The sequence below is a fragment of the Vibrio sp. Vb1729 genome, assembly GCF_033338655.1.
GTDB classification, from domain to species: domain Bacteria; phylum Pseudomonadota; class Gammaproteobacteria; order Enterobacterales; family Vibrionaceae; genus Vibrio; species Vibrio alginolyticus.
This window is the reverse complement of the sequence record NZ_JAWOTB010000049.1, coordinates 202201-220468: the sequence shown is the minus strand read 5'-3', so window position 1 is coordinate 220468 and position 18268 is coordinate 202201. Positions and strand designations below refer to the sequence as shown.

The following is an 18268-nucleotide window of genomic DNA, read 5'->3' as shown; positions in this document are numbered from 1 at the left end:
TATTAACATCACTCATACATTTGCCTATTTTGTATCTAGTGTTATTGAAAAGCCCGCGTAACCAAGCTTAAGTTTTTTACAATCTCTAATGGAAAATGTTAGACCATACTAATAGTAGGGTTCAATCAAATAAGCGACCTCAGACCTTGTAATTCAACACTTTTTTGAGCTCATCCAGAGATATGATGGATTGATGTTATTTATTAAAAAACATGAACAGATGTGACAAAATAAGTCTTTTAAGGAGTTGTTAAATAACCAACATTTAAGAAACATCGATCACATTTAAATCGTAATTACCATGCCATAAATCGACTTAAAAACTCCGGAAAAGATAACCACTTGTAAACAAAATGCTGCGTATTAATGTCTAAAATAGCACTCAAGATTTACTTTAAGAACAGCAAAAAGTGCACGTAGTGGTTCATATAAAGGAGAGGCTTAGATACAATTATTCGCGTATTTTCAAGGAGCGATTATGGATAACGTGGTGGATATAAGCTGGGTCAAACTGGCACTGTTTGGTTTGATTTTATTGGTCCCCTTCTTTATCAATGCCCGCTACAAATTAGGGATAGCAAAAGACACCATAATCAGTGTTATCCGAATGACACTTCAGCTCATATTGATTGGCGTGTATTTAGAATATCTTTTTCAATTAAACAGCTTACTTGTCAATATACTTTGGCTTGCCATCATGCTACTGATTGGTGCCAGCTCAATTGCGGGAAAAGCTCACTTACCTAAAAAGCCACTTATGCTTCCGCTACTAACGGGCCTTACCTGTGGTCTAATACCACTTCTGATAGCAATTACAGCAGGCTTAGTGCAACCATCCCCTATTTACAATGCGCAGTACATGATCCCACTTGCCGGTATGTTATTGGGTAACAGCTTGAGTAGTAATATCATCGCTCTTCAGAATTTGTTTACGGCTTTTGAGCAGAGACAAGCAGAATATGAGGCTGCAATCTCACTTGGAGCATCTCCTCGCTACGCATCCTTCCCCTTCATTCAGGAGGCTCTTAGAAAGTCCCTCGCCCCGACTTTAGCTTCTATGGCCACTACAGGGCTGGTTACCTTACCGGGTATGATGACCGGTCAAATTCTAGGTGGCGCGAGCCCGATGGTTGCGATTAAATACCAGTTAGTAATTATGCTGGCGATTTTCGTTATGTTGAGTGCCTCCGTAACCATAACGTTAGAAATGACATTGCGCTGGGTACAAACCAAAGAAGGCCGAATCAAGATAAAAATCGAGCAACCCGAATCGACCAAAACTCATGGTTAGCTGGCGCTTGTAGGTAAAGACCGTTAAACAACTTATATTGCCAAGTCGAACGTACTTATAACTGAATAACTCAACTATTCTTCGAGCACTCATCAAGACGCTTTCAGATGAAAAGTCAGGCAGAATTCTTTTTGATATAAGCCTCTAATTTTATGAAATTTTCTTTGCAAGTTTAGATACGCACGACCTTTGATACAGGTTATCCACAGAAAATGTGGATAAGCCCCCAAAACCCATACGCAACCAGAAACATAGCAACATAAGTGATCAATCGAATCGTCATGCATTGATCACGTGACTGACATGTTCTAATTTTAAAGTAAAGGCAGTGACCACAAACTTGGAGAGACGTACATGGATGTCTTAATGATCAAAGAAAATTACGATGAACTCCTGTCCGATGCACCTCTGGATTGGCTCGTTCAAGAACCAAAGGAAGTAACTTCTCATTGGCTCCCAACCGATTTTGGCATCAACGAAGAGTTGATTTAGCATGACTCGACTTGTTTGACATTTGCAGAGACAAATAAAAAGAAAGGCGAACCATCTAGTTCGCCTTTCTTGTGATCTTCTAAACTTATCGTAAATGGTTATCTTCATCGCGTAGATAAATCATCCAATACCACATGCCAACAAATACGCCACCACCAATAATGTTTCCTATCGTAACAGGAATTAGGTTGTTTACGATGAACCCCATCATGTTTAAGTCCGCGTAGTTTGCAATATCTGCCCCTGTCATTTGCCAAAACGCTTCTGGCGCAAAGTACTTAATACCAATCGCCATAGGTACTTGGAACATGTTCGCAATACAGTGCTCAAAACCTGCCGACACGAACATAGCCACAGGCAAAATCATGACCGCTATTTTATCTGTCAATGTTCGCCCACTAAACGTCATCCAAACTGCAATACAAACTAATACATTACACATAATGCCAAGCGCAACAGCGGCAAAGAAACCATGATGTAATTTGTGTTGGGAGATCGCCATCGCGTTGAGACCAACTTGGCCATGATCAAACATATATTGCTTGGTAACTAGCATACAGGCCACGAGCAAAATGGCCCCAACCATATTGCCAAAATAAACCACCAACCAGTTTTTGATGAGTGCTTGCCAAGAGATTTTTCCACTCGCACGCGCAACTAGTGTCAGCACAGAGCTAGTGAAAAGCTCGCCGCCAGTAACCACCACCAAAATCAAACCAAGGCTAAATGCCAGACCACCAATGAGTCGTGTAATGCCCCAAGGCAGCTCGCCTGCGCCTGTCGTTACTGTGGTATAGAAGATGAAAGCAATACCAATATGAAGCCCCGCAGAAATGGCGAGCAGAAAAGATTTGATTGGAGCTTTCGTTGCTTTGCCTACCCCCACTTCAGCCGCGCGTTCCGCAGCTTGTGGCGGTAATAGTGAGTCAAACTGATTAAAGTTCATTCTGGTGTAACATTTAGAAACATTTAAAGAGGCGCGGATAATCGCTCTATTTCCCTATTTTTTCAAGTGCTATTTGGCGTGTTTACTAAAATCGTTGTTATTGGGAGATCAAGCAATAAATAGCGCCTATCATTCGCTACAGTAAGTATCATTGATACTTAACAAGTATTCGGCCTTTCGAACAAAGATCCTGCGTTATATCAGCCTGATAGCGCCATACTTAACACTTCTTGTCGTTGAATGTTGCCCAACGCTACTTTTCAGACTAGCTTGGTAAAAAAAGCGCAAAGGAATCATTTATGAAATATTCAGCTGAACATATCGCCGAATTGAATCTACTTCTTCAGTTCGACCTAAGTAGTGCTGCAACTGGTATTAAAGTTCATACAGACGCGTCAGAAGAAATGCAGGCAGCCGTTGCTCGTCTATATAAGAAGCAACTTTGTACACAGCCTGACGGTGGTTATCTAACAGACGAAGGCATTGAAGTTGCAGAACATGCAGATAAGATTTTAAGAGTTTTGTCTGTGTAATTTGAACAAAAAACGCCACCGAACTCGGTGGCTTTTTTAGTCCTATATTTTTCCTGTCGATGCCTGTGGCAATAATCGCTTTTTCATTTTGCTAAATGGTTGAACCTTGTCATACAACCAGTTAAAACCAGTGGCATAAAATAGGAAGAAAACGAGGAAGCCGGCTTCCAGCATTAGAGCTTGAAGAAGCGTAATTTCTAAGAACCAGGCAATCACAGGTAGAGAGATAAAGATCAATCCTCCCTCGAAACCAATAGTATGTCCAAGCCGCATCGCTAAACTTCGCTCAGCTCGATTGTCACCAAACCACTTATCAAAATACAAGTTGTAGATGTAGTTCCATATCACGGTATACATGCTCAACCCGACCCCAACCAACGCGAGATCACTAGAACCCTTTCCAGTGATCAATGAAGCCGCTGGTACAATAATCGCGAGTGCGATTAACTCAAAAAGTACTGCATGAAAAATTCGTTCGTTACGAGTCATATTTCTCTGTCCACATAGTTCTACTCAATGCTTAGAATTTTATCTATTATTTAGATAACCAAAAGTTAGATACCATCGGTTTAAGCGATATGTTTACCATCGAACAACTGCAAGCTTTCATTGCTACATCAGAAGCAGGATCATTTTCAGGAGCAGCTAGAAAACTGGGGCGAGCTCAATCTGTAGTGAGCCAGCACATCATGAATATGGAGATCGACTGTGGCGTTGAGCTTTTCGATCGATCAGGCAGGTACCCTAAATTAACTGAGAATGGCCTCGCGCTCGTACCCTATGCACAAGCAACAATCAGCCAACTCGACCGCCTAAACAATAGGGCATCGCAGCTCTTTTCCACGCCAACGAACAAATTAGTCTTAGCTATTGATGAAGGGATTCCTCTGACTCGCTTGCCGGATGTGCTAAAGAAGTTAGAGCAACGCTTTCCACACTTACAAGTTGAATGCTTAACGGCATCAAGCCCTGATATCATTGAATTGGTTAAGTCGGAACGCGCCACGACTGGGATTATTTTGAGTGATTTACAAATGCCAAGGCACATCGATTTCACCAATCTTGGCAATATTGCATTTGATGTCTATGTCTCTTCAACACATCCTTTAGCAAAGCAGCAAATCACTCACATTGATCAACTAAAACAACATCGTCAATTGGTCATACGATCCAAAAGTGCAGAGCCATGTGGTCTCAATCAAGCATTTAGCCCAGATATCTGGTACGCTGATAACTACTATATTTTGTTGGAATTGGCGAATAAAGGGTTTGGTTGGTGCTTTCTACCACAGCATTTAGTCGCGTATTCACCTAATACATTAAAAAAAGTTGGGGATGATTTCACAAAACTGGCTTGGCAAGTCAATGTTGACCTTATTCAGCACCAGAAATGGCATTCAGATCCCCTCCATCAACAAGCCAAAGCAGAACTGCTCACCCTATTCGGGCAGACATAAGTAAGTAGGAAGACCCAAATGGCAAATACATTGATCGTAGGTGCAGGCTGGCTCGGAACTCCGCTAGCAGAAATATTGATGAAAGATGGACACTATGTTGTCGTCACTCGTCGTAGCCAAACTCGATTAAAAGAGTTACCCACCTCATTAACTCACTCCGCATTGTTCGATTTCAATCAATTGAACGCCACAGCACGGCTAGATGAGCTGCTCAAACAGCATCAAATTACGCACGTTATCGGTGCTTTTCCTCCAGGATTTCGTAAAGGACGCGGTCAAGAATATGCACAGCAATGGCAAATACTTGCCAACGCAGCTAAGCAAAACAACGTTGAAAAACTTCTCATGATCAGCTCTACCACGGTTTACCCTAACCTTGCTTCCGATATGGAAGAAGCTGACGCGTCACTCTCTTTAGCAGCCGAAAGCCCTTATTTCTCTGACAATGCACGTATTATGCTTCAAGCAGAGCAGCATGTTATCGACTCGAATATTAGCTTTGTTATTCTACGTTGTAGCGGATTAATCGGGCCAGATAGACACCCATCTCGCTTTGCTGCAAGGCTTCAACAAGTTAGTCGTAAAGCACCAGCTAATATGCTTCATCAAGATGATGCTGTCTCGGCTGCGAAATTTGCCTTAGGCAATTTAAGCAACCAAGTCATTAATGTTACGACACCTCATACTGTCAGCAAGGCTGAGTTCTACCAAGCTGCCATAAACAAAATCGGAAGTGATATACCTCTTCCACCCGTCACAGAGCAAGCTGACAAGCGTATTCTTGCTGACAAACTACTCTCACTTGGTTATCGATTTCACTTCAATTCAACTTTGGATGCGCTATGAGACTCTATAGACATATAGAAACGCTTTGGGATTACATGCAACTCAAACATGAACTGAAACCTGCGGACTGTTTGTTTGTGATGTGCAGTAATGATGTGCGTGTAGCGGAGCACGCTGCCAAGCTCTACCACCAAAAGTTGGCACCTTTGATTGTATTTTCAGGGGGTCAAGGTCGCTTCACAGATGGACTGTTTGAAAAAAGCGAGGCAGAAACCTTTGCCGAGATTGCAAAGTTGTCGGGCGTTCCAAGTGAAGCAATTTTGCTCGAAACTGAATCCACAAACAGTGGAGAAAATGTTCGCTTTACTGAGCAACGATTAAAAGAGGAAGGAAAACAGTGTTCCTCGTTTATTCTGGTACAAAAACCGTTTATGGAGCGTAGAGCAATCGCGACATTTGAAAAACAGTGGCAGTCACCCTACACTCAGCTCCAAGTAAGCTCTGCGGCTCTTCCATTTTTTGAATACATTAATGAAGACATGCCATTAATGATGGTGCTAGAAGCACTAATGGAAGATTTCTCTCGCGTAAAAAGCTATCCAGAGAAAGGATTTCAAACCGAGCAGAACATCCCTCAGCAAGTCGAATCTTCTTACCAGGTTTTACTCGAGCGGTTTGGTTTTGACTTAGTCTAACTTTTTCTAACCGACAACAAAAAGCCACCAAGTTCGGTGGCTTTTCTGTATCAATACGGCTTATTTACCGAGCGCTTCTTTGTAATGTTGGCGGCATACGGAGACATACTTATCGTTACCGCCGATCGCAACTTGATCGCCTTCTTTAATTGCCACGCCGTGTTCATCGGTACGAATAACCATATTCGCTTTGCGGCCGCAATGGCAGATTGTTTTGAGCTCAACCAGCTTGTCTGCCCAAGATAATAGATACTTACTGCCTTCAAAAAGTTCGCCTAGAAAATCGGTGCGAAGGCCGTAACACAATACTGGAATATGCAACTTATCAACGACTTCAGTAAGTTGATAAACTTGTTCTTTCGACAAGAACTGACACTCATCAACAAGAATACAGTGACGTTTTTCAACCTCATTCAGAGCTGCGATCTCCTGATACAAATTGGTATCCTGACGAAATAAATGTGCGTCAGATTGAAGACCAATACGAGAGCTCACTTTACCGACACCAAAACGATCATCTAGCGCAGCCGTAAAAATAACTGGCGTCATGCCGCGTTCTTGATAGTTGAAAGAGGATTGAAGAAGCGTTGTTGATTTACCCGCATTCATTGCTGAGTAATAGAAATACATCTGAGCCACAGAGCATTACCTAAAGTTAAAGTTTTAATTTATGGAAATGGAAAATAAAAGGGCTGAATTATCAGCCCTTTAAAAATGAAAATTCAATTACTTACGACGCCACGTTGTGCCTTCTGGACCATCTTCCAGAACAATGCCCATTTCGGTCAGCTTGTCACGAGCCATATCTGCATTCGCCCAATCTTTCGCAGCACGAGAGTCGTTACGCAGCTTGATCAGAGCTTCGATTTCAGCCACTTCATCATCGTTACCTGCATCACCTTTTAGGAAGGCTTCTGGATCTTGGTGAAGAATACCGATCACATCTGCTAGTTCACGCATTAGCGCACCTAGCTCGCTCGCTTTCTCTAGGTTTTCTGTCTTCAGACGGTTAACTTCGCGCGCCATGTCGAACAGAACTGAGTACGCTTCTGGTGTATTGAAGTCATCGTTCATCGCTGCTGTAAAGCGAGATACATACTCTTCACCACCAGCAGGCGCAGCGTTTAGGTCTAAACCACGTAGAGATGTGTACAGGCGCTCAAGCGAAGCACGTGCTTGGTTTAGGTTATCTTCGCTGTAGTTTAACTGGCTACGGTAGTGACCAGACATTAGGAAGTAACGCACTGTTTCAGCATCGTAGTGACCAAGAACGTCACGGATAGTAAAGAAGTTACCTAGAGATTTAGACATCTTCTCACGGTCTACCATTACCATGCCGCTGTGCATCCATGTGTTCACGTATTGTGTATCGTGTGCACAGCATGATTGCGCGATTTCATTTTCATGGTGTGGGAACTGAAGGTCAGAACCGCCGCCGTGAATGTCGAAGTGGTTACCTAGGATTGAAGAGTTCATTGCTGAACACTCAATGTGCCAACCTGGACGACCAGGACCCCATGGTGACTCCCACGTTGGTTCACCCGGCTTAGACATCTTCCAAAGTACAAAGTCTAGAGGGCTGCGTTTTGCTGTTTCGATATCAACGCGCGCGCCAGCTTGAAGCTGATCAAGGTCTTGCTTAGAAAGCTTGCCGTATTCGTTGAACTTACCCACTTCAAACATTACGTCACCGTTATCTGCAACGTATGCAAAACCGCGCTCGATTAGCTTCTCAACCAATTCGATGATTTCAGCAATAAACTGTGTCGCACGAGGTTCAACGTCCGGGCGTTTCATGTTCAGCGCATCAAAATCAGCGTGCATTTCACCAATTAAACGCTCAGTCAATGAATCGCAAGACTCACCATTTTCTGCGGCACGTTTGATGATCTTATCGTCGATATCTGTGATGTTACGTACAAACGTCAGATCGTAGCCCAAGTAGCGAAGGTAACGTGATACAACGTCAAAAGAGACGAAAGTACGACCGTGACCAATGTGACAGAGATCGTAGATGGTAACTCCACAGACATACATACCGACTTTGCCAGCTGTAATTGGTTTGAATTCCTCTTTCTGTCTTGTGAGTGTGTTATATATCTTTAACATGATCTCTATCTATGATTGTGAATGAATAAAAGAAGATGAGTATATCAACTCCAACCTAGTTAGGTAATAGCAATTAACCGATAAAACGATAATCGGCTAAACTTCAAGCACAAAACGAAGAATTTCCTCTTCCTGAGTTTTTAAAGCACTAGAACTTAGGCTAGAATCTCGGGCTCAACACAACACAGTAAAGGAAAGTAGCATGATCACCCTTCACACTAATTTTGGTGACATCAAGATTCAACTAAACGAAGAGAAAGCGCCAGAGACAAGCGCAAACTTCCTTCAGTACTGCCGCGACGGTTTCTACGACAACACGCTTTTCCACCGTGTTATTGACGGCTTCATGATCCAAGGTGGTGGTATGGAGTCTGGTCTACGTGAAAAAGCGACTCGTGCACCTATCAAGAACGAAGCAAACAACGGTCTTAGCAACAAAGTGGGTACACTTGCTATGGCACGTACTATGGAGCCGCATTCAGCAAGCTCTCAGTTCTTCATCAACGTAAACAACAACACATTCCTAGACTTCCGTAGCGAAAGCCTAGACGGTTGGGGTTACTGTGTGTTCGGTGAAGTAATCGAAGGCATGGACATCGTAAATAAGATCAAAGGCGTTAGCACTGGTTCTTACGGCATGCACCAAGACGTACCTCTAGAAGACGTAGTAATCACTGGTACAACAATTGAAGAGTAATTCTTAGGAATTATTTTTAAAAGATAAGTTAATGGGGAGGCATAGCTTCCCCTTATTTCTATGACGACATTATTTATTTCCGATCTTCACCTTACCCCATCACGTCCTGATATCACGGAATGTTTTGTGACGTTCATGCGAACAGAAGCAACAAAAGCTGATGCACTTTATGTACTCGGCGATCTGTTTGAATTTTGGATTGGTGACGATGACAACACCCCTTTTGCAGACCAAATCCGAGCAGAATTTAAAGCACTGACGGATGCGGGTGTGCCAACTTTTTTCATCCAAGGCAATCGAGATTTTTTACTCGGCAAACGCTTTTGCAAAGAAACCGGTATGACATTACTCGACGATGTCTGCACGATTGATCTTTATGGTCAAAAAGTCGTAATCCTACATGGCGATACGCTCTGCATTGACGATGTGAAGTACCAAGAGTTTAGAAAAACCGTTCACAAGCCATGGCTACAATGGTTGTTTAACCGTATTCCTTGGTTCATTAAGAAGAAAATTGTCTCAAAAGTTCAATCCGATATTCGTGATGATAAAATGAGCAAGTCATTAGATATCATGGACGTCAACCAAAATGAGGTCGAGAAAGTGATGTCTCAGAACTGCGTCAACTTAATGATTCATGGTCACACACATCGCCCGAACACACATTTTTTTGACGTCGATGGCGTTAAAAAGACCCGAATTGTTTTAGGGGATTGGTATACGCAAGGCTCAGTTTTAAAAGTAAATTCTGATAGTTTTGACCTACAAACGAGACCGTTCATACAGAATTTGCGTTAAGCATGTAGAGCGTGTAGAAGATTCACGCTCAAGTCGTAGATATTTTGTAAAAAATCGCTATTATCATAATACTAAGTTAAACAGAACGAAGTACCTAATTGAAGTATTCTTACGTAGCTCGCCAACCGATTCTGGATAGAGAAAAACGAACCATAGGTTACGAACTCCTCTTTCGAGACGGCCCTAAAAATACCTTCCCTGAAGTAGAACCAGAGCTGGCTACTAGTCGACTGCTATCCGATCATTTTTTATCGACGCATTACAACACATTAGGAAACAAACTTGGCTTTGTTAACTTTCCGCATCAAAGCTTGGTGAACTTGGTCCCAACTTTGTTCCCTAAAGAATCTCTCGTCATTGAAGTCCTTGAAGACTGCGAACCGACAGAAGAACTGTTAGAAGCCATCAAGCACCTTCATGAGTGCGGATACAAAATTGCTCTGGATGATTTTGTTCCGACGAAAGCTTGGAAGCGTTTTCTTCCATACGTTTCCATGATCAAGTTTGATATTAGACTTGTGCCGATCAAGAAAGCTGCCATTTTTATTCAGGCGTTGAGCCCATTTAAAATCGACTTTCTAGCGGAAAAGGTAGAGACCTATGAAGAGTTTGAGCAAGCTCTAGAAGCCGGTTTTAACTATTTTCAAGGGTATTTTTTTAGCAAACCTGAGATGATCCAGAAAAAACGGTTGAACCCCGCGTTTCTTACCGTCATCCAGCTTTGTAAAGAGATTGCAGATAAGCCCATCGACTTCAATGAGGTTGAACGTCTGTTTTCAATTGATGTGACGCTGTCATATAAGTTGCTTACTTACGTAAATTCAGGATATACATTAACGACTAAGATAAAATCGTTCAGACAGGCGCTTATTTATCTGGGTGAAGAGCGACTACGACGCTTTATTTCCTTAGTTGCAATTGCGTCCGTTCAAGAAGATAAACCTGACTCTCTTTACTCTTTAGCGATTCAGCGTGCACGAATGTGTGAACTGTTACTTAGTCAAATGAACACTAGGTATGACCCTGGGCAGGCTTTTTTGACAGGCATGTTTTCTTTACTCGGATCTTTGCTCGATCAACCGCTCTCGGATGTCATTGAAGATATCCCCGTTGACGAAGATATAAAACTCGCATTAACCAGTCGAAAAGGCGTACTTGGTCACTTACTTTCGATGACGATCGCCTATGAACAAGCGGACTGGGAGTTAGCCGAGCGATATTGCACCGTTCTTAAATTAACCGAACCTCAATTAGCGGACGCTTTTAATCAATCGACGGAATGGGCTCAAGAACTGCTGTCTCAAACGCCCTAAATCGCTATAATGCCTCACCTCCAGCCTCGCAATTGTGAGGTTGTTTGTTTTTACCGCTTAATTAATCGAGATTTCATTTTATGGCTTCTTCTTGCCCTTGCGGATCTAACCGCACCTACCAACAGTGTTGTGAAATTGCCCACAACAACCATGCTGACGTCACCACTCCAGAGCAGTTAATGCGCTCTCGTTACAGTGCGCATGTGTTAGGTCTAGTCGATTACGTGGTGAACACGTACCACCCAAGCTGTAATGCAGAAGAGCAACGTGAAGGCATTGCCCAATCTATCGACAACGATTGGTGCAAACTTGAAGTTGTAAAAACAGAAGCTGGCAGTAATGACAATGAAGGCTTTGTCGAATTTAGCGCTTATTTTGATGAAGACGGCAAGCGCTACTGTATGACAGAGCGTTCTCGCTTTGTAAAAGAAAATGGGCTTTGGTACTACATTGACGGCACGTTTCCAGAAGAAGAGCTAGAAGAAGAACCAGAACAAGATCCTCGCCTAAACCAACCAGTGAGTAGCCTAAAAGTAGGTCGTAACGACCCGTGTATCTGTGGAAGCGGTAAGAAATTTAAGAAGTGTTGTGGGTAAGATCATCCACTCCTAGCTTATTGAGCTCTCTTTAATGAAATTCCTGATCTCGCCTAGGCTCGTTGGAGTGACGTGAATATATGTACCTGTTTGAAGTAAATAACTCTACTGCAAGCACCATTAGAAAATATACCGTCATTCTGAACAGCGAGGAACGAGTGTGATTCAGAATCTAATCGCTACTAGCACTGTTGCCGGTTTTTACCCCGAATCAAGAACACTAAATTAAAAAAGCCCCTAGGCTCGAGAGCATAGGGGCTTTCACTTATCTATAGCAAGCTTACTTATGACGCTCTTTCAGTTTGTTCACTACGTCATTCATCGATAAGCCTTGGTCTTGAAGCAATACCATTAAGTGGTAAATCAAATCCGCAGATTCACACACTAACTCCGCCTTATCGCCCGACGTCGCCGCAAGCGCGACTTCAACGCCTTCTTCGCCCACTTTTTGCGAAATACGCTTGGTGCCACGGGCATAAAGACTGGCAGTATAAGAGGAATCTGGGTCGGCACTCTTGCGGGCAGCCAATAGCTGCTCAAGTTGATGAAGCCACACCATTTGTGACTCCTCTTGAGGGTCCACATCCCAGCAAGTTGTGTTACCCAAGTGACACGTAGGACCAATGGGATTCACTTTCACCAGTAGCGTATCGTTGTCGCAATCGAGCTGCATGTTCACTAGTTGCAATACGTTGCCAGAAGTCTCACCTTTCGTCCAAAGACGTTGCTTGGTACGAGAGAAAAACGTCACTTGACCCGTTTCGCCCGTTTTTGCCAACGCATCTTGGTTCATGTAACCCATCATCAGCACTTGGCTTGATTGGAAATCTTGTACGATGGCAGGTACCAGACCATCCACCTTTTCCCAGTTGATTCGCTCAGCTAGCGAACTTACTTCGGCGGCTTTCACACTCATAGTCGTACCTCAATGCCTTGTTGTTTCAAATACTGCTTTAGTTCACCAATGTTGATGACTTGCTTGTGGAATACCGATGCGGCAAGCGCGCCATCCACATTGGCTTTTTGGTATGCTTCCGCAAAGTGCTCCATAGCACCCGCGCCACCCGATGCAATCAGCGGTACATTACATACTTCGCGCACCATATTCAGTTGTTCGATATCGTAGCCGTTACGCACACCGTCTTGGTTCATCATGTTCAGTACGATTTCACCAGCGCCGCGTTTTTGTACTTCTTGCACCCAATCACGCGTTTCCCATTGGGTCGCTTTGGTGCGTTCTTCATCACCAGTAAACTGGTAAACCTGATACTTGCCCGTCTCTTTGTCGTAGTATGAATCGATACCAACGACGATACATTGCACACCAAACTTATCAGCAAGGTCAGTAATCAACTGAGGGTTCGCCAATGCAGGTGAGTTGATAGACACTTTGTCTGCACCAAACTCAAGAATGCGCGCTGCGTCTTCCGCTGATTTAATACCACCAGCCACACAGAAAGGAATATCAATAACTTCTGCAACGCGAGCGACCCAACTTTTATCGACGACACGACCATCACTTGAAGCGGTAATATCGTAGAACACGAGCTCGTCAGCGCCCTCTTCCGCATAACGCTGTGCCAGAGGAACGATGTCGCCAATGATTTCATGGTTACGGAACTGGACGCCCTTGACCACTTGTCCATCACGTACATCAAGACATGGGATTATTCGCTTTGCCAACATGCAAACGCCTCCTCTGCTGTGAACTTACCATCTAACAACGCGCGACCAACGATCACGCCTGCCACACCGCAGCCTTTTAGCGCTTCGATATCTGCTAGCGAACCGATGCCGCCTGAAGATTGGAACTGCACTTGTGGGTACTGTTTACATAGGTCGACGTAAAGCTCTACGTTTGAGCCTTCTAGCGTACCGTCACGAGAAATGTCAGTACAAAGCACGTGCTGTAAACCTACCGTTAAATAATCGTTGATCAGAGCTTCGATGGTCACGCCTGAGTCTTCTTGCCAACCAGAGATCGCTACTTTACGCGTGCCGTCTTGGCCGATGTTGATGTCTAGCGCGAGAACGATTTTCTCTGCGCCGTATTTTTCCATCCAACCTTTCACAAGCTCTGGCTGTTTTACTGCTGTAGAACCAACAACAACACGCTGAGCACCAGCTTCTAGCAGATCGATCACGTCTTGCTCTGTACGCACTCCGCCACCGATTTGGATGTTCGCTGGCGTGCTTGCTAGTAGCTTTGCAATTAAATCAAGTTGACGTGCTGTCGTGTCTTTCGCGCCAGTTAAATCCACCAAGTGCAACCAGTTAGCACCCGCTTGGTGGTACAAGTTGAACTGCTCTGCTGGATCGACTTTGTACTCGGTTATTTGGCCGTAATCACCTTGATAAAGGCGAACCACCTGTCCTTCAATTAAATCAAGAGCTGGAATAATCACACTAAATCCCTTTTATAATTCTAAGAAGTTTTGAATAAGCTTCGCGCCCGCTTTTGAAGAACGCTCAGGGTGGAATTGCACGCCGTAGTAGTTACCGCTTTGTACTGCTGCTGTGAACGGGTTACCGTACTCACATTCCGCAATCGTGTAATCCCCAACAGGCATTGCAAAGCTGTGCACGAAGTAGAAATACTCTCCTTCTTCAATGCCTTTGAAAAGTGGATTACCTGCTTTTGCGGAAACTGTATTCCACCCCATATGCGGCAGTGGCAAATCGCCAGTTTGTAGCAACTTCACTTCGCCATCACAAAGTCCAAGACACTCAACTAACTCGTCGGCTTTCTGGCCTTTCTCTTGAGACACTTTGCCCAACAATTGCATGCCTAGACAGATACCTAGTAATGGCTTTTCTACCTGTTTTACCAAGCTGATAAGATCGCGCTCTTCTAGGTTCTTCATCGCTTCGCTGGCGGTTCCCACACCCGGTAGGAATAGCTTGTCTGCCGATAATACGACTTGCGGATCTTTTGAAATCGTTACGTCATAGCCTAGGCGTTCAATGGCAAACTTCACCGAAGAAACGTTGGCACAGCCAGTATCGATAATGACAACTTTCTGTTCTGTCACTGTTTTTCTCCTTGCTAACGTTAGCCTTAAAGCACGCCTTTACTACTTGGTAGCTCAGTGCCTTCTACTTTGATTGCTTGGCGCAAAGTACGGCCAAACGCTTTAAATAGGCTTTCAATGATGTGGTGATCATTGTTGCCCGCAGAAGAAAGGTGCAACGTACACGCTAATGTGTCAGTCAGAGAGCGGAAGAAGTGAACCACCATCTCTGTTGAAAGATCACCCACTTGCTCACGACTAAACTGCGCGTCGAACTTAAGGTAAGGACGACCTGATAGGTCTAGTGCGCATTGCGCCAAACACTCATCCATTGGCAAGCTAAAGCCAAAGCGACCAATACCACGCTTGTCACCCAGTGCTTCTTTCAACGCTTGACCTAACGCAAGAGCGGTATCTTCCACTGTGTGGTGATCATCAATGTGCAGGTCACCTTCCACTTTGCACACCATTTGGAATCCACCGTGCGTCGCAATTTGATCCAGCATGTGGTCAAAAAAGCCAAGACCTGTGGAGATGTCATTACCGCCTTGCTCATCAAGATTAACGAATACTTTGATGTCTGTTTCTTTTGTGGTTCGAACGACTTCAGCAACACGCGCCTTCACTGTGAGATCTTTTAGGATCTGTTTCCAGCCCATGGTTTCTGGGTTGTATTGAATACCACGAATTGCCATATTTTCTGCAAGTTGAAGATCGGTTTGACGATCGCCAATCACAACAGAGTTTTGGAAATCCACTTTGCCACCTTGAAGGTACTCTTTTACCAAGCCCAATTTAGGCTTACGGCAAGAGCAGTTGTCTTCATCAAAGTGAGGACAAATCAGTACGTCATCGAACTTCACACCTTGAGACTCAAAGATCTCCATCATCATGTTGTGCGGTGCATCAAAATCAGCTTGTGGGTAGCTGTCTGTACCCAAACCATCTTGGTTCGTGACCATCACTAGGCGGTATCCTGCATCCTGCAACGACAACAGGCTTGGGATAACAAATGGTTCCAGTTTTAGTTTATCTAAACGGTCTACTTGAAAATCAATCGGCGGCTCAACAATTAAGGTGCCATCACGGTCGATAAAAAGGATTTTTTGTTGTTTGCTCACTCGAACTTCCTTATTGCTATTCTTTTGGCGCTCCCGCTATTGAGCGAGAGCGATAAATTCTGTCTCTATTTATGCGTAGTAGTTTCTGATAAATCCAAGCGTTTTTTCGCACTCGTCACGGTTACCCACACTGATACGCACACAGTTTTCAATTGGCGAGTTACGCAAAATAATGCCCGTATCCCAAGCCGCTTTGAAAAGGTCATCGCCACCTGGGAATTTCACCAATAGGTAGTTTCCCCACCCTTCAAACACTTCCAAGCCCGGAATCATTGAAAGTCCAACTTGCAAGTAAGCACGGTTTGCATTCAAATCGAGAACTTGAAACTTCGCTCGCGCTAAACCAGCTTCCGAAAGTGCCTGAGTCGCAATTTCTGCCACTGGAACTGGGACTGGGTAAGGTGCGATAACTTTAAGAAGTACATTAATCAGCTCTTCGTTCGCAAGCGTAAATCCACAACGTAGACCTGCAAGCGCAAAAGCTTTCGACAGAGTACGCAGAATTGCAAGATTCGGGTATTGCGCCAGTAGGTCTACCGTTGACGCTTCTGGACAAAAATCGATGTACGCTTCATCCATCACCACGATTGCACGGTCTTTTGTCATCTCAAGCAGAGACACAATGTCCTCACGCTTAACCAAGTTACCCGTTGGGTTGTTTGGCGAACATACAAAAACCAGCTTTACGTTATCCAGATTAGCTTCGATGCCAGCAAGGTCTAGTTGCCAATCTGACGTTAGCGGCACGGTTTTGCGCTCTACACCGATGGTTTCTGCACTGATGGCGTACATACCGTAAGTTGGTGGGCAGTAAAGAATCGCATCTTCACCCGGCTCACAGAATGCACGAATTAATAACTCAATACCTTCGTCTGCGCCGCGAGAAGTCAGTGTTTGTTCTGGTTTCACAGCCGCATACGCTGCGTAAGCGGAAATCAGTTCTTTCGGTTGGCATTCGCTGTAACGATTAAGACGAGCAAAGTCTGTTTTGTATTCATTGTTAAATGGTGATTCGTTGGCATTTAGCCATACGTCACCCGTACCACCGATTCGGCGAGCCGACATATAAGGGGTAAGCTGTTGGACTTGTTTACGCGCTAGCTTTTCCATCTCATTACTCTCTTATTCTTTCTTACTTGCTAATTTTTCTACGCGGATAGTAACAGCACGTTTGTGAGCGTCCAGACCTTCTGCTTCAGCCATCGTGACTACCGTTGGTGCAAGGTTCTTTAAACCATCAGCAGAAAGCTCCTGAACCGTCATTCGTTTAGAGAAATCCGCCAAACCTAAGCTTGAATAAGTACGTGTGTAACCGTAAGTAGGAAGGACGTGGTTAGTCCCCGATGCGTAATCTCCCGCAGATTCAGGCGACCAATCCCCAAGGAAGATAGAGCCTGCATTATCAAGTAGAGGTAGAAGCTCACGAGGGTTCTTAGTCTGAACAATCAAGTGCTCAGGACCGTAGTAATTGGAAATAGAAACTGACTGCGTCATCGACTCGGAAATAATGATCAAGCTTGATGCCAGAGCCTTTTCTGCGATGTCTGCACGAGATAGCTCCTTAAGCTGACGTTGAACCGCATCCGTCACTTGATCAGCAATCACAGGAGAAGGAGTCACCAATACCACTTGAGAATCAGGACCGTGTTCCGCTTGGCTCAAAAGATCCGCAGCGATAAAGTCTGCATCTGCGGTTTCATCTGCAATCACTAACACTTCTGATGGCCCTGCTGGCATATCAATCGCAGCACCGCGGAAATCATTGCTAACCTGTCGTTTTGCTTCGGTCACGTAAGCGTTGCCCGGACCAAAGATCTTATCTACTTTCGATACCGTCTCGGTGCCATAAGCCATTGCAGCAACTGCTTGGCCACCACCGACGTTGTACACTTCATCAATGCCACACAGTTTCGCGACATAAAGGATCTCATCAGCGATTGGCGGTGGAGAACAAAGAACGACTTTACGACAACCTGCAATTTTTGCAGGAACGCCGAGCATCAAAACAGTCGATGGCAAAGGCGCACTGCCACCCGGAATGTACAAACCCACTTTTTGAATTGGGCGTGTTACTTGTTCACAAAGGACACCTGGCTGGGTTTCCACCTTGATCGGTTGCGGCTTTTGCGCTTTGTGGAACTTAGAAATATTGGCGTAAGCTTGCTCTAATGCGCTCTTCATTGACTCTGACAAACGCTCTGACGCTGCCTTAATTTCCTGAGAAGAAACACGAATGGATTCAGGCTTAACACGGTCAAACTTTTCGGTCAGCTCAATAAGAGCAGAGTCACCTTCTTCTCGAACTTTAGCAATAACTTCGGCCACAGCAGTGGTGATATTGGCACCTTCTGCAATAGCAGGGCGCTCCAAAATAGAGTCTTGCTGATTCTCACTTAATGATTGCCAAACGACTGTTCTCATGA

At 44.3% G+C, this 18268-nt stretch carries 21 protein-coding genes; 10 read left to right on the top strand and 11 right to left on the bottom strand.

What is annotated here, in order from left to right:
- The first annotated feature begins 478 nt into the window (after positions 1–478).
- Positions 479–1291 (top strand): ABC transporter permease, encoded by an 813-nt coding sequence (locus tag R7E29_RS21425; RefSeq protein ID WP_017634681.1) that lies wholly within the window; start codon positions 479–481, stop codon positions 1289–1291.
- A gap of 354 nt (positions 1292–1645) precedes the next feature.
- The gene (locus R7E29_RS21420) at positions 1646–1783 is read left to right on the top strand and encodes a hypothetical protein (protein ID WP_005378145.1); all 138 of its coding nucleotides are present in this window, start codon (positions 1646–1648) and stop codon (positions 1781–1783) included.
- An 85-nt stretch (positions 1784–1868) separates the two neighbouring features.
- Here the strand turns inward: R7E29_RS21420 and focA are convergent, their stop codons facing one another.
- Positions 1869–2729 carry a formate transporter FocA gene (gene focA, locus R7E29_RS21415; RefSeq protein ID WP_005378146.1) on the bottom strand — a complete coding sequence of 287 codons (861 nt, stop codon included), beginning with the start codon at positions 2727–2729 and terminating at the stop codon, positions 1869–1871.
- Positions 2730–3028: 299 nt separating this feature from the next.
- On the opposite strand from focA, the gene R7E29_RS21410 reads away from it, so the two are divergent.
- Positions 3029–3262 (top strand): TIGR02647 family protein, encoded by a 234-nt coding sequence (locus tag R7E29_RS21410; RefSeq protein WP_005387662.1) that lies wholly within the window; start codon positions 3029–3031, stop codon positions 3260–3262.
- 42 nt (positions 3263–3304) lie between these two features.
- Here the strand turns inward: R7E29_RS21410 and R7E29_RS21405 are convergent, their stop codons facing one another.
- The gene (locus tag R7E29_RS21405) at positions 3305–3751 is read right to left on the bottom strand and encodes a PACE efflux transporter (RefSeq protein ID WP_042522041.1); all 447 of its coding nucleotides are present in this window, start codon (positions 3749–3751) and stop codon (positions 3305–3307) included.
- A gap of 89 nt (positions 3752–3840) precedes the next feature.
- Between R7E29_RS21405 and R7E29_RS21400 the strand changes: the two genes are divergently transcribed.
- From R7E29_RS21400 to R7E29_RS21390, 3 genes are read left to right on the top strand one after another with little or no spacing between them, the layout of a single operon-like run.
- Entirely contained in the window at positions 3841–4719 is an 879-nt protein-coding gene (locus tag R7E29_RS21400) for a LysR family transcriptional regulator (RefSeq protein WP_054576406.1), read from the top strand.
- Between the two features lie 18 nt (positions 4720–4737).
- Entirely contained in the window at positions 4738–5565 is an 828-nt protein-coding gene (locus R7E29_RS21395) for an NAD-dependent epimerase/dehydratase family protein (protein WP_054576405.1), read from the top strand.
- Positions 5562–6200: a YdcF family protein gene (locus tag R7E29_RS21390; protein WP_054576404.1), complete on the top strand. Its 639-nt coding sequence runs from the start codon at positions 5562–5564 to the stop codon at positions 6198–6200. Before R7E29_RS21395 ends, R7E29_RS21390 begins: the two co-directional genes overlap by 4 nt.
- A gap of 60 nt (positions 6201–6260) precedes the next feature.
- Here R7E29_RS21390 and R7E29_RS21385 read toward each other — a convergent pair whose 3' ends face one another.
- A complete protein-coding gene (locus R7E29_RS21385; RefSeq protein ID WP_005378154.1) occupies positions 6261–6839 on the bottom strand; it encodes a thymidine kinase in 579 nt (192 codons plus the stop codon).
- Positions 6840–6926: 87 nt separating this feature from the next.
- Positions 6927–8309 carry a cysteine--tRNA ligase gene (gene cysS, locus R7E29_RS21380; RefSeq protein ID WP_005378155.1) on the bottom strand — a complete coding sequence of 461 codons (1383 nt, stop codon included), beginning with the start codon at positions 8307–8309 and terminating at the stop codon, positions 6927–6929.
- 202 nt (positions 8310–8511) lie between these two features.
- Here cysS and R7E29_RS21375 point away from each other — a divergent pair, with 202 nt between their 5' ends.
- From R7E29_RS21375 to R7E29_RS21360, 4 genes are all read left to right on the top strand, one after another.
- Positions 8512–9006 (top strand): peptidylprolyl isomerase, encoded by a 495-nt coding sequence (locus tag R7E29_RS21375; RefSeq protein ID WP_005378156.1) that lies wholly within the window; start codon positions 8512–8514, stop codon positions 9004–9006.
- 60 nt (positions 9007–9066) lie between these two features.
- Positions 9067–9804 carry a UDP-2,3-diacylglucosamine diphosphatase gene (gene lpxH, locus R7E29_RS21370; RefSeq protein ID WP_054576402.1) on the top strand — a complete coding sequence of 246 codons (738 nt, stop codon included), beginning with the start codon at positions 9067–9069 and terminating at the stop codon, positions 9802–9804.
- Between the two features lie 98 nt (positions 9805–9902).
- The gene (locus R7E29_RS21365; RefSeq protein ID WP_005378158.1) at positions 9903–11117 is read left to right on the top strand and encodes an EAL and HDOD domain-containing protein; all 1215 of its coding nucleotides are present in this window, start codon (positions 9903–9905) and stop codon (positions 11115–11117) included.
- Between the two features lie 80 nt (positions 11118–11197).
- Positions 11198–11713 (top strand): YchJ family protein, encoded by a 516-nt coding sequence (locus tag R7E29_RS21360; RefSeq protein WP_054576401.1) that lies wholly within the window; start codon positions 11198–11200, stop codon positions 11711–11713.
- A 280-nt stretch (positions 11714–11993) separates the two neighbouring features.
- Here the strand turns inward: R7E29_RS21360 and hisIE are convergent, their stop codons facing one another.
- From hisIE to hisD, 7 genes are all read right to left on the bottom strand, one after another.
- Positions 11994–12629: a bifunctional phosphoribosyl-AMP cyclohydrolase/phosphoribosyl-ATP diphosphatase HisIE gene (gene hisIE / locus R7E29_RS21355; RefSeq protein WP_005533681.1), complete on the bottom strand. Its 636-nt coding sequence runs from the start codon at positions 12627–12629 to the stop codon at positions 11994–11996.
- Positions 12626–13399, bottom strand: coding sequence for an imidazole glycerol phosphate synthase subunit HisF (hisF, locus tag R7E29_RS21350; protein ID WP_004749837.1), 774 nt, complete (start codon positions 13397–13399; stop codon positions 12626–12628). Before hisF ends, hisIE begins: the two co-directional genes overlap by 4 nt.
- Positions 13381–14118, bottom strand: coding sequence for a 1-(5-phosphoribosyl)-5-[(5-phosphoribosylamino)methylideneamino]imidazole-4-carboxamide isomerase (gene hisA / locus R7E29_RS21345; protein WP_054576400.1), 738 nt, complete (start codon positions 14116–14118; stop codon positions 13381–13383). Before hisA ends, hisF begins: the two co-directional genes overlap by 19 nt.
- A 12-nt stretch (positions 14119–14130) precedes the next feature.
- Positions 14131–14745, bottom strand: coding sequence for an imidazole glycerol phosphate synthase subunit HisH (hisH, locus tag R7E29_RS21340; protein WP_005389830.1), 615 nt, complete (start codon positions 14743–14745; stop codon positions 14131–14133).
- 26 nt (positions 14746–14771) lie between these two features.
- Positions 14772–15845 carry a bifunctional histidinol-phosphatase/imidazoleglycerol-phosphate dehydratase HisB gene (hisB, locus tag R7E29_RS21335; RefSeq protein ID WP_005389832.1) on the bottom strand — a complete coding sequence of 358 codons (1074 nt, stop codon included), beginning with the start codon at positions 15843–15845 and terminating at the stop codon, positions 14772–14774.
- Between the two features lie 69 nt (positions 15846–15914).
- Entirely contained in the window at positions 15915–16955 is a 1041-nt protein-coding gene (gene hisC, locus R7E29_RS21330; RefSeq protein WP_213906467.1) for a histidinol-phosphate transaminase, read from the bottom strand.
- 12 nt (positions 16956–16967) lie between these two features.
- Entirely contained in the window at positions 16968–18266 is a 1299-nt protein-coding gene (hisD, locus tag R7E29_RS21325) for a histidinol dehydrogenase (RefSeq protein WP_054575132.1), read from the bottom strand.
- Between the last annotated feature and the right edge of the window lie 2 nt (positions 18267–18268).